The organism is Candidatus Nitronauta litoralis (genome assembly GCA_015698285.1).
Lineage (GTDB): Bacteria > Nitrospinota > Nitrospinia > Nitrospinales > Nitrospinaceae > Nitronauta > Nitronauta litoralis.
This window is the reverse complement of the sequence record CP048685.1, coordinates 3,087,720-3,103,806: the sequence shown is the minus strand read 5'-3', so window position 1 is coordinate 3,103,806 and position 16,087 is coordinate 3,087,720. Positions and strand designations below refer to the sequence as shown.

The window sequence follows — 16,087 nt, the reverse complement described above, 5'->3', positions numbered from 1 at the left end:
CTGGGCCATAGCAAAGAAAGGTAGAAAGTTAAACGTGAAGTTTTTCGCTGTGGGGCAGGAAGGTGTAGCCCATGAGGTGTTCGTCCACAGCACGTGCAGCTTCGCGTCCCTCCGCAATCGCCCACACGATCAATGACTGACCACGCGTCATGTCTCCCGCAACAAACACTCCGGGCACACTGGTCGCCTTGTTCTGATCCGCTTTAACATTGGACCTCTGATCGCATTCAAGTCCGAGCTCTTCAACCAGGCCTTTGTGGATCGGCCCCAGGAATCCCATGGCAAGAAACACGGCTTCCACATCCATCGTAAACTCCGAGCCAGGAACTTCTTCAAGCCCGCGCCGCCCCGTTTTGGGATCGAGATCGCCAAATCGGCATTTACACGCCACCACCTGCTTAACCCGTCCATTTTCATCCCCGACAAACTTCTTCGTCATCACATTGTACTGTGTGATTTTTCCACCCGCTTCTTCGTGTGAGGAACTGACCCGCTTGATGTTGGGCCACTGCGGCCAGGGATTGTCTGGTGAACGTTCAGGCGGGGGTTCGCCCAGCAGTTCAAACTGGTGAACACTCTTTGCTCCCTGACGTAAGGAAGTTCCCAGACAGTCGGAGCCCGTGTCACCACCCCCGATAATAAGAACATTTTTTCCTTCAACAGTGATAGAGATATCTTCGGGTACAGTATCGCCTTCGTTGCGTTTGTTCTGTTGTGGCAGAAACTCCATGGCAAAATGGATGCCGTCCAGATCGCGGCCTTCCACGGGCAGGTCACGTGGACGTTGAGCACCACAACACAGGATGACCGAATCAAAATCGTCTACCAGTTTTTTTGCGGGAATATCGACCCCGATGTGTGAGTTGGGTTTGAATAATACCCCTTCCTCTTCCATCACCTTGATCCGCCGGTGCACCACAGATTTTTCCAGCTTGAAATGTGGGATTCCATACATGAGCAGGCCGCCGATGCGATCGGATTTTTCGAATACGGTGACTTCGTGTCCAGCGTGATTGAGTTGATCTGCCGCTGCAAGCCCGGCAGGACCACTTCCAACAATGGCGACTCGTTTACCTGTACGACGCTTGGGAGGATTGGGCCCCATCCATCCGTTCTCGAAACCCTTTTCTGCAATGATCTCTTCAATGTTGCGAATGGTTACTGCAGGCTCTGTAATACCAAGGACACAGGCCCCTTCGCAGGGAGCGGGGCACACCCGGCCGGTGAACTCGGGAAAGTTATTGGTCTTCAGGAGTAGCGCCACCGCTTCTTCCCAGCGATTGCGATAGACCATATCGTTCCAGTCCGGAATCGCATTGCCAAGCGGACACCCTGTGTCGCTCTGGCAAAAAGGCACACCACAATCCATGCAGCGTCCCCCCTGCTCCTGGTACTTCTCTATAGGAAACGGTTGATAGACTTCCTTCTGGTCCTTCAACCGTTCTTCAATGGAACGCCCTTTAGGCACTTCCCGCTCGAACTCCATAAACCCGCGTATTGCGCCCATTAATTCACTCCTGCCGTTTGTTCCTGTTCACGTTTTTTTCTTTCCTCAAGCACCCGCCGAAAATCCCGCGGGTACACCTTGATGAATTTCGATTGCAGTTGATCCCAGTCTTTAAGAACACGCTCACCCACCGTACTGCCGGTCAGGTCTACGTGCTCTTTTACGAGCCCTGTCACCAATGCGACATCATCCTCTTCCAGTGGGACCAGATCAACCAGGCCTTTGTTGCAATGAATTTCAAACTCGTCGTTTTCGTCCAGCACATAGGCGATACCACCACTCATGCCAGCAGCAAAATTGCGTCCCGTTGGCCCGAGCACCACGACGTGCCCACCGGTCATGTATTCACAGGCATGGTCCCCTACACCTTCGACCACTGTTTGTGCCCCGCTGTTACGGACACAGAAACGTTCACCCGCCACCCCGCGGAAGAAAGCCTTTCCGGAAATGGCCCCGTAAAGGACTACGTTGCCGGCAATGATATTTTCCTCCGGAACGATAGGGGAATTGAGCGCCGGGCGGACCACGATGTGTCCTCCGGATAACCCTTTACCGACATAATCGTTGGCGTCGCCGTATAAATAAAACGAAATGCCTGGAGCGAGAAACCCTCCAAAGCTTTGTCCTGCCGAACCACCAAAAATCATCTGGATGGTTTTTTCTGGAAGACCTTCTTCACCATACCTTTGAGATACCGCATTACTCAACATCGCACCTACAGCGCGGTCAATATTGCGTATGAGATAGTTTCCGGCATAAGGTGTTTTATCTACCAACGCTTCCTGTGCATCAGCGATCAGCGTTCGGTCCATTACATTGGGTCCAATATCCGCATCCAGGTCCTGCTTCTGAACGTGTCGAATCGCAACATTTGGCTGCGTCTCCGGCTTGAACAAAATCTTGCTGAAATCAAGCCCCTGGGATTTCCAATGACCGATTGCTGCATCCATTTTCAGGAGATCTGAACGCCCGATGATGTCATCAAATTTTCTAAAACCCAGTTGCGCCATTATTTCCCGGACTTCTTCAGCAATGAACCGGAAAAAATTAACCACGTAATCGGCATCGCCGGAAAATTTCTTGCGCAGCTTTTCATCCTGGGTTGCGATTCCCACTGAACATGTATTGAGATGACACTTACGCATCATAATGCAGCCCATAGTGACGAGAGGTGCAGTAGAAAACCCAAAACTGTCTGCCCCCAGCAACGCGCCGATGACCACATCCCTACCTGTTTTCAATTGACCATCAACCTGTACGCGAATGCGTCCACGTAGATCATTCATCACCAGAACCTGTTGTGTTTCAGACAAACCCAGTTCCCAAGGAAGCCCTGCATGCTTGATGGAAGTCTGGGGAGACGCTCCGGTACCGCCATCGTGTCCTGCAATGAGAACACCGTCACTACGCGCTTTGGAAACACCAGCGGCAATTGTACCCACGCCACTTTCGGCCACCAGCTTCACACTGACTTCCGCTTTGGGGTTCGAATTGTGTAAATCGAAAATGAGTTGCTGCAAATCTTCGATCGAATAAATATCATGATGAGGCGGAGGACTGATCAACCCGACTCCCGGAGTCGAGTGTCGGATTCGGGCTATGTATTCGCTGACCTTATGCCCAGGTAACTGACCTCCCTCTCCCGGTTTAGCACCTTGCGAAACCTTGATCTGCAATTCATCGGCATTGGTCAGGTAATAGCTGTTTACCCCGAAACGACCGGAGGCAACCTGCTTGATCGCACTGCGTCTGGAATCCCCATTGGGATCTGGCGTGTAACGAACGCTGTCCTCGCCGCCTTCACCTGTATTGCTTTTTCCACCCAGCCGGTTCATGGCAATAGCCAGCGTCTCATGCGCCTCACGAGATATGGATCCGATTGACATGGCTCCAGTACAAAATCGCCTGGTGATCTCTTCTACCGGTTCTACTTCCTCAATGGGTACAGGGGTACTATCTTTAAAAGTGAATAAACCCCGCAAGGTACAGGCACGGGTGTTTTCTTCATCTGAAATTTTGGAGAACTTTTTAAAGGTGACGTAGTCATTGGATCGGGTAGCGTGTTGAAGAAGTCCAATAACCTTCGGATTAAACATGTGCTTCTGCTCACCGCGCCGCCAGTAATAATCACCACCGGCATCAATGAGGGGAGAAAGTACACGCAGTCCCTCGAATGCCGCCCGATGCCGGGCCAGCACTTCGCGCGCCAGAATTTCAATACCGACACCTTCAATTCGCGAAGGGGTTCCGGAGAAGTACTGGTTGATCACTGAGTGATTGAGTCCAACCGCTTCAAATATCTGAGCACCTCTATAACTCTGGATAGTCGAGATCCCCATTTTCGCGATGATTTTATAGAGCCCCTTGCGGCAAGAGGTGATGAAGTTTTTAATAGCCGCTTCAATGGCAATGTCCTTGATGAACACATTCTCGCTTGCGATTTTGGCAATGGTGTCATACGCCATGTAGGGGTAGATCGCTCCAGCACCATATCCAATTAAAAGGGCAAAATGGTGCATTTCACGCGCTTCACCTGTTTCGACAGCAATACCGCACAACATGCGGGTGCCCTCCCGAAGCAGATGATGATGCACTGCGGCGGTGGCCAGCAGGCTTGGTAATGGGGCGTTGTCTTCATCTACGCCGCGGTCTGAGAGCAATAAAATTGTTGCACCGTTTGCAATCGCTTCCGACGCCTGGGCACATAAGTTTTCCAGCGCCCGCTCCATGCCCTCCTCCCCTTCGCTTGCAGGGAACAGGGTGGAAAGAGTGACTGTCTTGATATCTTTCTGATCGAGAACGCGGATCTTTTCAATTTCTTCCGGCGTAAGAATCGGGTGATTGAGCTTCAGCTTCCGGCATTGTTCAGGTGTCTCGGAAAGCAGATTGTACTCGCGTCCCAGTGTGACATACATCGACATCACCAGCTCTTCCCTTATTGAGTCAATTGCGGGATTGGTGACTTGCGCGAATAACTGCTTAAAATAATTGAACAGGAGAACAGGTTTTTCCGAACGAACCGCAAGTGCGGCATCGTTGCCCATGGATCCCGTCGCTTCCATACCTGTTTCCGCCATGGGGGCCAGGACGATTTTGATGTCCTCCATGGTGAATCCGAAAGCAATTTGACGTTTAACCAGATCCTCAAAATTGGCAGATTTGGTATTCGGCGTGACCGGTAGATCATCAATGGACACCTGGTTTTCTTTCAACCATTCGCCATAAGGTTTTTGGCTGGCCAGGTCCGTTTTAATCTCTTCATCCGCCAGGATTCGGCCCTGCTTGAGATCGACGAAGAACATCTTTCCAGGTTGTAATCGCCCTTTCTTAATGATCTCTGATTCAGGAATCGGTAAAACGCCAACTTCTGACGCCATGACCACCTTGCCGTCTTTGGTTACGATGTAGCGCGAAGGACGCAAGCCATTGCGATCCAATACAGCACCGACCACTTCGCCATCCGTGAAGGTAATAGAAGCAGGTCCATCCCACGGTTCCATTAAAGAAGCGTGGTACTCAAAAAAGTCCCGCTTGTCTTGTGCCATAGTCTCGTGGCCAGCCCAGGGTTCGGGAATCATCATCTGTGCCGCATGCGGCAAGGACCGGCCAGCCATTACTAAAAACTCCAGCGCCTGATCAAAGTCTGCCGTGTCACTTCCACCGGGCGGAATCACCGGCTTTACGGTGTCAATATCAGGAAACAGTTCAGATTCCATCATGGCTTCCCTGGCCTGAATCCAGTTTTTGTTGCCACGAATGGTATTGATCTCACCATTATGCGCAACCATACGCATGGGTTGGGCACGCCCCCAGGAAGGAAAGGTATTGGTGCTGTATCGCGAATGCACCAGCGCCAGGGCGGTTTTCATTTCCGGGTCCTGGATGTCCTTGAAATAATGTTCGACCTGGGGTGCCATCAGCTGACCTTTGTAAACAAAAGTCTTGCTCGAAAGGCTGCAGATGTAATAAGACTCGTAAAGCTCGGCAAGTCCAGAGGCGCGTATGGCCTGCCCGGATCGCTTGCGAACAACATAAAGCTTGCGCTCCAGTTCATCCTGATCATGAACCACACCTGCGCCACCAACGAACAACTGCTTCATAAGAGGCTCGACTTGCCTGGCAACATCACCGCATTGGGTACTGTCAACAGGAACGTCGCGCCAGCCAAGGCAAATGAGCCCTTCTTCCTGGATCACCTGTTCGAATATCTTCATCAGTTCTGGAGCAAGGCCGTTTTTTGGGAAAAACACCAACCCAGTCCCATATTGACCCGTTTCAGGCAGGTCGATACCGATCTTTTCGCATTCCTTTTTGAAAAACTCGTGTGGAATCTGGATAAGAATTCCTGCACCATCGCCCGTGCGCGGATCCGAACCACAGGCGCCACGGTGCTCCAGACGATAAAGCAGATCAAGTGCTTCACGAATAGTTTCGTAAGTTTTTACACCGTCCATTCGGGCAACAAAACCAACACCACAGTTGTCTTTCTCAAAAGCGGGATCATAGAGCCCTTGTTTTTCAGGTAATTTTTGTATAGCCATTTGGGATAAATCTTCCAAAACAATTGAAAAATAGGGGTTAAAATAAAACACCCGGGCAAAATTTAAAGCAAATGAGATGCCAAAATCAGAAGGATAAAGAATTCAAGGGCTTACATATCAACCGCCATAAAAGGGACTAGAATATACATATTTCTGAGTAACTTTTCAATACATTAATTACTTTAAAATCGAGAAAACCTTCTGACTGAAACAACAGGAGCCCAACCTCTGGAATTGAACAGCCGGTTTTTGGCTTAAAACCAGAGCTGGAAATTACCCCTCTTAAGAAAAACACCGCATATCAATAACGCGACCAAACTGACTCCAACCCCGAAATTAAACAGCGGTGGTTGATACCTCATTTCTACAATCGATTTACCCGGTGGAACAACAATAGCCCGGAACACCATATTGGCTCGATAGATTTTTACTGGCTGATCGTTTACTTTAGCGACCCAACCCGGATAAAAACTTTCACTCATGAACAAAATCTGCCGTTTCGGGGACCTGACTTCCAGTTGAATCGAATCGTAGGTCTTTTCTGTGATCTTTACCCGACCTTTCTCAACCATTCTTGCCCTGTTTTCATCATTACCGCATTTAAAAAACTCAGGGTCTTCTTCAAGAAGAACCTTTCGCGTTGGCTTAAAATCTTTTGCGAACAGGCTTGCCATCATTTCTTGATCGCTTATAACAGTCTTGCACTCAGGAACCAGAAACGCACGAGGTTTATAATTCTCGTTCTTGTAACTAAGTGTAGGGATTTTCTTAAGCCCCCTGTCGCCACGGTCTTTACGTGCTTCGTCGGAATGAGGAGGGTTCATAAGAAACAGGGGATAGTTTGGTCCCACAAAATTTGAAGTCAAAATATATTTCACGTTCAGGGCATTCAGCATTTTCATCCGTCCTTCCACGGACTGATGGTTGATCAGATTATAGAATTGACGGTACCGCTCCCGCCAGATCACAACCGGTCCTCCCACCTGGTACACACCATTACGGGAACGAATATCGAGTGGAATGGTTTTTTTTGGCACTCTCAAACCACTCAGCTTTTTTATTCTGCCATCCTTTGAACCTACAGATTCAGCATCTCTGGTAACAAAAATCCTGAACAGGGATTTATCCGCAAGGATCATCCTGGTTTCGGGAGCTTGTTTTTCAAATTTTTCAACCGGAACCTTGAAGTAAAATCCAAACCCGCTGAAAAACAAATCCACACACAAGATGCTGAAACAAGCATGCAAAGCCCATTTTCTTCTTCCCTGTGATTGCAGAAACAAGTAAATCAAAATAGCGTAGGAGAAAAGAAATAACAGCAACCGCTTCCCGTTGTAAATCGTAGTGAAAATAACCTTCTTTTCCCTGTATAGGGAAATTACCTGATTAATCATTTCGTCAAGATTTCGGGAAGGCCTATAGCTGAAAAAATGTTCCTGAAGAATGTGGCGTTTAAACAGATCTCCCCAGAATTCGGGAAATTCTTTTAACCAGATAAACATCGCGGCAGAAACAATTGTGAGCGACAGGCAAACCATACTTACCCGTGTGTTCACTTTTAAGGAATGAGAACCGTTTTTCAGGCGATCCCAACCCAACCCTGCCCCAATGGCTATCACCAAAATCGCAGGAAAAATAAATTTGACCGGGTATCGAAAATGATTAAAGCCTGGCAGGTAGTCATAAAATAAAGGGAACAAGACACCGTTTTTTCCAAGGGCGATATCGAAAGAAACCAAAACGATCAAAATAAAAATCCACCCACGCCTTCCCTCCTGGAAACTACTATAAACAAACAACATCAAAGGGAGCGAACCAAGGTATAAAGAATGCAGCCAGACCTGATTGAAGCGGACTTCCTTTATATTTTCCAGATAACCATAGGGATCGAGAAAAAAGAACTGCACAAAATCTTTTAAGCGCATGGACCATAAAGTCGCCACATCCCAGGGGATTCCATTATGCCTGTCGGACAGGTGCGAGAGCTCCCAGGTCGGTAAAGCCTGAACAGCAATAACTCCGACAAACAGGACAAAAAAGATCGCAGTGTATCTGGCCCTGAATTTCCAGTCACCGGTATTCCTCCCCGAATAGATCAACCCGGGAAAAGCAGCGAACACAAGGCACCAGGCGAACAATTGGTAGCAGGTTTCAACGCCGCCGGCAAAAAACATCAATGCCGCAATCAAGACAGCCGCGAAGGATCCTCTTATGTCTCTACAAAATATCCCACCCAAAAATACGAGCAGGAACAGGGGCGACCAGGCAACAGGGAACAGGGTTGAAAGATAATAATGGATTGCCAGCATATACCCGCCCAACATAAAAATTATGGCAGAAACGAGCGCCCCCTCTTTCCCAATATTCTGCTTGCGCATCAAAAGGTACATAAAAAAACCGGCCAGCGCATAATGCAGAACGATCGAAATATTAAACGTAAAATAAAAGGGGAAAATAAAGTAGAGCCAGCTAAACGGATAGAGTACTGCGGTTTGCAAAGTGGCAAACAAAGGGTTTCCGCCAAGCAGGTAGGGGTTCCAAAAGGGAAAGTGCCCCGAAACTATCTGTTCCAGCCAAAGCTTTCTCATCGGGATGAAAAACAAACCAAAATCATGACCAGAGAAAACTGTATCGTCTGTCACCATTCCATAGAAATAAAGAACTGCGATCAAAATAAAACCGTAGAAAGCCAGCACCAACTCCTGTCGGTTGACTCCTCTGTTTTGATTCCCGGGCGATCCACGTTTCATTTAATGTGCTATCCTTTTTGCAGTTTGACCTTAATTTCAATCCGGATTGTAACATTCATCTGCACCAAGACTCTCTCCTCTCAAGGGTGGATGCCCTCATGCACCGTTGCGTTACTATTCTCCTTTTTACGTTTCTCGCTTTCTGGGGTGGCCACAGCGCATCGAACAACATCAACGATTCATTTCTGGCAGTAACCTATTTTGTGGCATCCGCTATTTTCGGCTTTTTTTCTATCATTTACCTTTTTCAAAATGGTGTAAAACAAAACACATTAGGCCGACCAATCATCACACTCCTCATTTTTCTTGGGTGGCTGGTTTATGGTTACAGGTATGGGCTTGATGGGGAGCAAAGTTTGTCCATGGCTGTTAAATACCTGTCAGGCATGATACTCGCCATCAGTTTTTCCATTTATTCAAAAGAACCAAAACTGTTCTCCACAGCGCTCTGGACTCTTCTAGTTGTTGGAGGGATTTACGGGTGTCTGACTTTCTTGTTGCTGCATGAAAATGAACTCTGGAATCCTCTTGTAGACAATGGGGTCGCCACCCTGTTTTCCAATCTCAATATTCTCGGAAGTTTTTTCCTGGTGCCACTTGCCATCTGGCCTTTTCTAGCCCATAGAGAACAGAAACCACTTCTAAAAAACACGGCCCTTTTGTTCGGGTTCCTCTCTTTATTCGGGTTGTACCTTTCAAACTCCAGGGGGGCTCAGATTACAGGGTTGGGAATTCTGGGGATTTCATTTTTATACTTTCAAAAAAAACGAGGGGCTGGCTTAATCAAGCTTGCTCTCATATTTTTAGCTACTGTCGCAATATCCAACATTGTTCCTGCTTCCTCTATGAAATACTTAAAGCTGGGTCAATATTCGCTGGCACCACCTGACGAATTTAACAATGGAAGATTTATTAAGGACACCATGGGGGCTTCATTAGGTCACCGGTTCAAATACTGGAAAAAGTCTCTTGAATTTATTCAGGAAAAACCGTGGTCCGGTTCCGGCCCCTACTCCTTTATTGTCCTTTATAAACCTTACCGTACCGAATTCAGTCACAACGCCCACAATCTGTTCATTCAAACAACGGTGGACTCGGGAATTATTGGGCTCGTCCTGCTCGTGGCCTGTCTGTTTACCGTTGCATTTAAATTACTGAAGAAACTTACTCGAGGAGATCCGGCAAATAAAACTCATTTTATTATTCTGGGGTTAATTTTGTTTGGAACGCAGACCCACTACCTAATCGAATATTTCTGGCACATCCCCTTTTTCCTCACAATATTTATTTTCATCGTCTCCATGATGAAAACGGGAGAGAGCGAAAAAGATTTCAAAAGGGGTATCCGTGGACTGCACGCTCCGCTTTTCTTTATCCTTGCAGTATTCGGAGGGTACCTGGCGAACAACTTATACCAATATCAAAATATTCTTCATCAGAATGCCATCTACGAAGATTCCAATCCAGAAACGATTACTCTTCTCGAATCAGCCAAATCATACTGCCCCAGATGCCAGCAACCCTTTCTTGAGTTATCCAAATACTATTTGAATCAGTACAGAAAATTCCCGGAAAAGCCTCAATGGATCAAAAACTCTACCGAAGAGTTATTAAAGGCAAAAAATTTCAACTATAGCGATGAACACTATTACCTGGCCTGGGGGGACCTTTTAACTGAACAGGGGTTGGAAACCGAAGCTAAGGGAGCCTATCTCAAAGCATTAAAAGTTAATCCCAAAAACCATCTGATATTGGAAAAAATCAACGGCCAAAAAATAAGCCATTCCGATAAAAAACCAATAGAAAGATTTTGACAAAACCTTGACTAATATGGTCTAATTCTTTGATATATTTCCACATAACTCTTCTCTGAGCAAAACAATTGCGCGCCCCAAAAATCAATTTTTTTTCCAAAATTAACAGGAAAAAAACTCTTGGCCTGGCAGGTACCCTGATATTGGGCCTCTGGTTGCCCAGTTCTGCCAATGCTGTTGATTTTTCACAGAAGGGGAAAAACTGGAAGGCAAAAATTAAATCCCAATATGTTTATGATTCTAATGTAACGCAGAATCCAATTGAAGGCCGGGACGTTCCCTTATCCCTTCGTGGTGCAGATAATGACGACTCTGCGATCAATTACGATGCCTTTGCCAGTTATACGGTAAACTTCACCAAAAAGTTCAAGGTAGAAGGCTCATACGAAATTGACGGTACCACCTATTTCGAATTATCCCGTTACGACCTGATAACCCAGATGTTCGGGCTAAAACCCGTATACAATATCAGCCCCCTGGCAAATATCACATTCCAGTACTTTTACTTTCATAACATCAATGATGGAAACAGTTTCAGCGGTGTAAACTATATAAGCCCCAGCTTCAATCACTTCAGTAAAAAATTCGGGGTCACACGTCTTTACTTAAAGTACAAAAGCACGGATAACTTTGTAAACCAGGGTCGAGATGCTGACAGTTATGGCGTAGGCTTCAAACATATCTACCTGTTCTCCAATTACCAGAATAATGTAGGTATTGGATACGAATACTCGAATGACGATACGGCTGGAAATTTTGACCGTGATATTCACACAGTGACGGTATCATCAAAAGTGAGCCTGCCACTGGATGTGGTGATGAATACCTCATACCGGTATTCCAACAGGGACTATCGCACTTTCCTTGCCACAACCGCCCCCAATACACGTGAAGACTTCTTTCACACATTCAGGGCAAACTTTCAAAAGGTTTTTCTGAAAAACTTTGGGATTATTGAAAAGGTATTGGGGAATGTTAAATACACCTACAACTTTAACGATTCCAACACGGAGTTTCGAGAGTATCAAAACCACCGGGTTGATGTTGGTTTAGATGTTCGATTCTAAATTTATTCTATCGGGAAAAAGGTCCTTCTGATGAAAACAAAAATAAATTCCTTCCTGAAAGTTGCTCTAATCCTGATGCTGGTGGGGATCTGGAGTTCTGAAATTCTCAACTACTCCATTGTGGGTCAGGTTAAAGCGCAGGACGAACCTTTTGTAAACCCGGAGGATGTTTTCGATCAATATATGGAATCATTTGATCGCGAGCAAACCGTTCTCGAGAGAGAATCCAACAAACAGACCACCCGGGAATCCATTGTGGAAGATATCGTTATTGAAGCGGAGATGAGTAACCCGGAACATACAGATGGAACTCCCCTAACGATTCCCTAGGCTTACCAGAAAACTCCCTGTCTTCATTTAACTTTATCTACTGGGCACTTTACCTGCTGGAATTTTAGTACCTGAGTACCATAGTCTCCAAATTTACATATATTTTTTGCCCGTAATTTGGTACAAATAAAAAGCATACCTGACTTTTTCCGAATCAAATGCAGGAGGTCAACGTTTTATCTGCAGCGAAGCTGTATCATTCAGCTTTGCATTCCGGATAGATATGTCGGTATTTGAATTTTCAGTTTGCTTCCACACTGAGGCGAACTCCATTTTCGACTCCGGCCAAAAGCCTGGGGGTCGAATTTATCCACCCTACCCAGGGTAGAAAGAAGGACAACATGCAATCTGAACGACTCATCATCTTTGACACCACATTACGAGACGGAGAACAATGCCCCGGCGCCAGCCTCAATAAAAAAGAGAAGCTGGAAATCGCCCGGCAACTGGCTCTGCTCAATGTTGATGTAATCGAGGCTGGCTTTCCCGTTGCCTCCCCTGGAGATTTTGAGTCGGTTGAACTAATTGCAAAAGAAGTGCGTGGCCCCTCAATCGCAGGGCTTGCCCGCGCCCTTCCCAAGGATATTGAGGCCGCAGCTCGCTCTCTTGAAAAAGCGGAAAAATTCCGGCTCCATATTTTCCTGTCCACCTCCAAAACCCATCGCGATTTCAAATTGCAGAAGGATAAGGGGGAAGTGATCCAAATGGCCGTGGACGCAATTAAATTCGGACGCAAGTTCTGCGACGACATCGAATTTTCGCCTGAAGATGCTTCCCGCACCGAACCCGAGTTTCTTAAGGAAGTTGTGGAAGCGGTGATTGATGCCGGTGCTACCACTGTGAATATTCCCGATACCGTGGGTTACTCCGTGCCGGATCAGTTTGGAAAACTCATTGCCAGCCTTAAAGCCGATGTTCCCAATATCGACAAGGCCGTGATCAGTGTGCACTGCCACAACGACCTGGGAATGGCCGTGGCAAATTCCTTAGCCGCGGTTAAGGCAGGTGCGCGACAGGTAGAATGCACGATCAATGGAATCGGGGAACGCGCGGGAAATGCGGCTATGGAAGAGATTGTCATGGCGCTCCGAACACGTCGTGATTTTTTTGGTCTCGAATCTGTGATTGACGCCAAACACATCATGGCCTGCAGTCGACTGGTCAGTTCGCTCACCGGTTTTTTCGTGCAGCGCAATAAAGCTATTGTGGGAAAGAATGCTTTCGCGCATGAATCCGGTGTGCACCAGGACGGCTTCCTGAAAAAGAAAAGTACCTACGAAATAATGGATCCCTGCGATGTCGGTCTCGATGCGTCGGAGTTGGTTCTAGGTAAACACAGCGGACGCAATGCCCTGTCCGACCGTGTCGTAAAACTGGGGTACCAGTTATCGCAGGAGGAACTGGACCGGGTTTTCACAGACTTCAAAGTTCTCGCGGATGAAAAGAAAGAAGTCTTCGATGAGGACATCCAGCTTTTGATCCAGAAGAACACTACAATGGATGAAACCCTCAACACCTATCGGTTGGAAAATGTGAAGATGGCGTTTGAGTCCGGCACCACCCCCCACGCAAGTGTTACGCTGGTGAGCCGGGACGGCCAGCAGCGGGAAGCCGAAGGCACGGGTGATGGCCCGATCGATGCCATCTACAACGCTATCGATAACATTACCGGACAACCTTGCAAATTACTGGAGTATCAGGTCATGTCCCGCACCAAGGGGAAAGATGCTCAGGGTGAAGTCACGGTACGGGTCCGGCACGAAAACCGCGAACTGCTGGGCAAAGGAATTGGCGTCAACACCGTTGAAGCCAGTGCTTACGCCTATATCAACGCGGTCAACAAACTGCTGGTCAATACAAAATCCGGCCCTGTTGACGGCGACGATATTCAAGGTCCGTAATAACCGCAAGCTATTAATGCCCTGCCCTTCCCCTTTTTCAGGGGATGGGCGGGGTTCTTCTTTTTTATGGCAGGAAAAAAAGACAATCTGTTTCAATCCACCGGCCCCATCGGGAAATTTGAATTCAATGCTCCCGTTGTCCGTGTGTTTGATGACATGCTCGCCCGAAGTGTCCCCTTCTATAAAGAATGCATGAGCCTCACGGTTGAGTTTGTGTGCCATTACGCCCGTCCAAAAACAAACGTCTATGATCTGGGCTGTTCGACAGGAACTTTATTATTCAATCTAGCAGACCGGTTACCAAAATCAGTTAAGCTGGTGGGTATCGACAACTCCCCTGAGATGTTGAAAAAAGCAGAAAGAAAATTAAGAGACCATTTAAAACGGTGCGAATTGGTCGAAAAGGATCTCATGAAACCGCAGGAATTCCCGAATGCCAGTGTTGTTGTCATGAACTACACCTTGCAATTCGTTCCACCGGAGAAACGGATCAAAATGATGAAAACCATCAATAAGCATCTGATTCCTGGTGGAGCTCTGGTCCTGATAGAGAAAATAAAAGGGGAAAGCGAAGGAATGGACAACCTGTTTGTGGACGAGCACCACCGGTTTAAAAAATCAAAAGGCTACAGCAAACTGGAGATCGCCCGCAAGCGCCAGGCCCTTGAAAAAGTCCTGGTTCCCCAGACGGTTAAACAGAATGAAAGCATGCTCAAACGGGCCGGTTTCCAGGAATTCGAAACATTTTTTCGCTGGTGCAATTTCGTTGGCTGGGTGGCGGTAAAACACCCTGAAAACAGCTAAATCGTGCTAGAATTCAAGATCCCCTGGGGTTGGCAACTTCAGTGGAGTGTTGTATTCTTTTGCCTTTCAAATGGAGGGATGGCATGCCGCAATACGACCATGTTTGTAAAAAATGTAAAAAAGATTTCGTTGTAGAAATGCGAATTTCAGAAGTCGACACAAAGAAAGTTTCGTGTCCCCATTGCAAAAGCAAAAGTGTCGAGAGACAAGTGACCAACACTTCCTTCTGGTCGGAAAGTGTGGATCGATATAATTACAGCAAGGGCAACTGAGAAAACCTATTCAGAGCCCCATCGGCAAAGACCTTTAATTTACCTATAGTCGGGATGTAGCGCAGCCTGGTAGCGCACTTCGTTCGGGACGAAGGGGTCGGAGGTTCAAATCCTCTCATCCCGACCACATTCTTGGTAAATTTTGTAGCCTCTCTACTATTCCATTTTTTGGTCCGCAAAACCAGACTCGCCTGCCCCAGTCTCAACCCTTACCGGCTCGTTTTTATCTCCAACTTTTTATTTTAACTAAAACTTATTGCCGACTGGTGATCTCGATCAGATGATATCCAAATTGGGTTTTTACCGGCCCATGGACTTTATTCACTTCATCACGGAAAACCACTTCATCAAATTCAGGAACCATTTGTCCAGGACGAAACTCACCGAGGTCTCCTCCACTGGCTCCTGAGGGGCATTTGGAATGGGCTTTGGCAACATCTGCGAAACTGGCTCCCCCTTCTATCTCACTTTTAAGCTCATTACATTTTTCCTCGGTTTCAACCAAAATATGCCGTGCCGATGCTGATGCCATTTTTCTCTCCCTATAAATATTGAAATTGTCTGCTATTTTTTCTAGCAGGTCATTTTAGAGGATAAAGTCCTGTTCGTCTTAATTATTCAATAATTTATTTCAAAATTAATTTTGACTCCCCAATTTTCCAATGAACCCATTTAATTCCAGGATCAGCAAAAGGAGAAGTTTCTTTAATTACAAACAATTTTCGACCACTGGGGTCGTTCTTCAAATGTGGCATTAATCACTAAATATACATTGACACTAGACAAAAGAAGCTGTATTTTGTGAGAACGATTTTCAAATTCATAGACAAGAGTTCCTCGAGGACCAATTAACTTCAATAATACAGAGGCTTGCGAAGCCCAGACCTGTAACCAGAGTGTAGCAAAATTGGGCAAATCCTCATGAAAAATCAAATCAACAAACAGATTCGATGCAGAAAATGCAACCGCCTATTAATGAAAGGTGAAGTCCACTACATTGAAATCAAGTGCCCCAAGTGCGGTTACCTCCAGACCGTTTCCCACCCGGAAAACCTCTTCCAGGTGCGGAAAACGGAGCGACAAGGTTCAGGTTTAATGTGA

Annotated in this window: 11 protein-coding genes and 1 tRNA gene; 8 read left to right on the top strand and 4 right to left on the bottom strand. The window is 46.8% G+C overall.

Annotation, left to right across the window (positions count from 1 at the left end; genetic code table 11):
- Nucleotides 1-28: 28 nt before the first annotated feature.
- From G3M70_14130 to G3M70_14120, 3 genes are all read right to left on the bottom strand, one after another.
- A complete protein-coding gene (locus tag G3M70_14130; GenBank protein ID QPJ62949.1) occupies nt 29-1,507 on the bottom strand; it encodes a glutamate synthase subunit beta in 1,479 nt (492 codons plus the stop codon).
- On the bottom strand, nt 1,507-6,048 hold the full coding sequence (gltB, locus tag G3M70_14125; GenBank protein ID QPJ62948.1) for a glutamate synthase large subunit: 4,542 nt from the start codon (nt 6,046-6,048) through the stop codon (nt 1,507-1,509). Before gltB ends, G3M70_14130 begins: the two co-directional genes overlap by 1 nt.
- A gap of 254 nt (nt 6,049-6,302) precedes the next feature.
- Nucleotides 6,303-8,798, bottom strand: a complete 2,496-nt coding sequence (locus G3M70_14120; GenBank protein ID QPJ62947.1) for a YfhO family protein — start codon at nt 8,796-8,798, stop codon at nt 6,303-6,305.
- A gap of 98 nt (nt 8,799-8,896) precedes the next feature.
- Here G3M70_14120 and G3M70_14115 point away from each other — a divergent pair, with 98 nt between their 5' ends.
- From G3M70_14115 to G3M70_14085, 7 genes are all read left to right on the top strand, one after another.
- Nucleotides 8,897-10,612 (top strand): O-antigen ligase family protein, encoded by a 1,716-nt coding sequence (locus G3M70_14115; protein ID QPJ62946.1) that lies wholly within the window; start codon nt 8,897-8,899, stop codon nt 10,610-10,612.
- A gap of 68 nt (nt 10,613-10,680) precedes the next feature.
- The gene (locus G3M70_14110) at nt 10,681-11,679 is read left to right on the top strand and encodes a DUF560 domain-containing protein (GenBank protein QPJ62945.1); all 999 of its coding nucleotides are present in this window, start codon (nt 10,681-10,683) and stop codon (nt 11,677-11,679) included.
- 30 nt (nt 11,680-11,709) lie between these two features.
- Entirely contained in the window at nt 11,710-12,009 is a 300-nt protein-coding gene (locus G3M70_14105; GenBank protein QPJ62944.1) for a hypothetical protein, read from the top strand.
- Nucleotides 12,010-12,350: 341 nt separating this feature from the next.
- On the top strand, nt 12,351-13,910 hold the full coding sequence (locus G3M70_14100; protein QPJ62943.1) for a 2-isopropylmalate synthase: 1,560 nt from the start codon (nt 12,351-12,353) through the stop codon (nt 13,908-13,910).
- Nucleotides 13,911-13,976: 66 nt separating this feature from the next.
- Nucleotides 13,977-14,714, top strand: coding sequence for a carboxy-S-adenosyl-L-methionine synthase CmoA (gene cmoA / locus G3M70_14095; GenBank protein QPJ62942.1), 738 nt, complete (start codon nt 13,977-13,979; stop codon nt 14,712-14,714).
- Between the two features lie 83 nt (nt 14,715-14,797).
- Nucleotides 14,798-14,986 (top strand): zinc ribbon domain-containing protein, encoded by a 189-nt coding sequence (locus G3M70_14090; protein ID QPJ62941.1) that lies wholly within the window; start codon nt 14,798-14,800, stop codon nt 14,984-14,986.
- Between the two features lie 50 nt (nt 14,987-15,036).
- Nucleotides 15,037-15,113, top strand: a tRNA-Pro gene (locus G3M70_14085).
- Between the two features lie 126 nt (nt 15,114-15,239).
- Here the strand turns inward: G3M70_14085 and G3M70_14080 are convergent.
- Complete coding sequence (locus G3M70_14080) at nt 15,240-15,518, bottom strand: peptidylprolyl isomerase (protein ID QPJ62940.1); 279 nt, start codon at nt 15,516-15,518, stop codon at nt 15,240-15,242.
- A gap of 389 nt (nt 15,519-15,907) precedes the next feature.
- Here G3M70_14080 and G3M70_14075 point away from each other — a divergent pair, with 389 nt between their 5' ends.
- Nucleotides 15,908-16,087, top strand: coding sequence for a Com family DNA-binding transcriptional regulator (locus tag G3M70_14075; GenBank protein ID QPJ62939.1), 180 nt, complete (start codon nt 15,908-15,910; stop codon nt 16,085-16,087).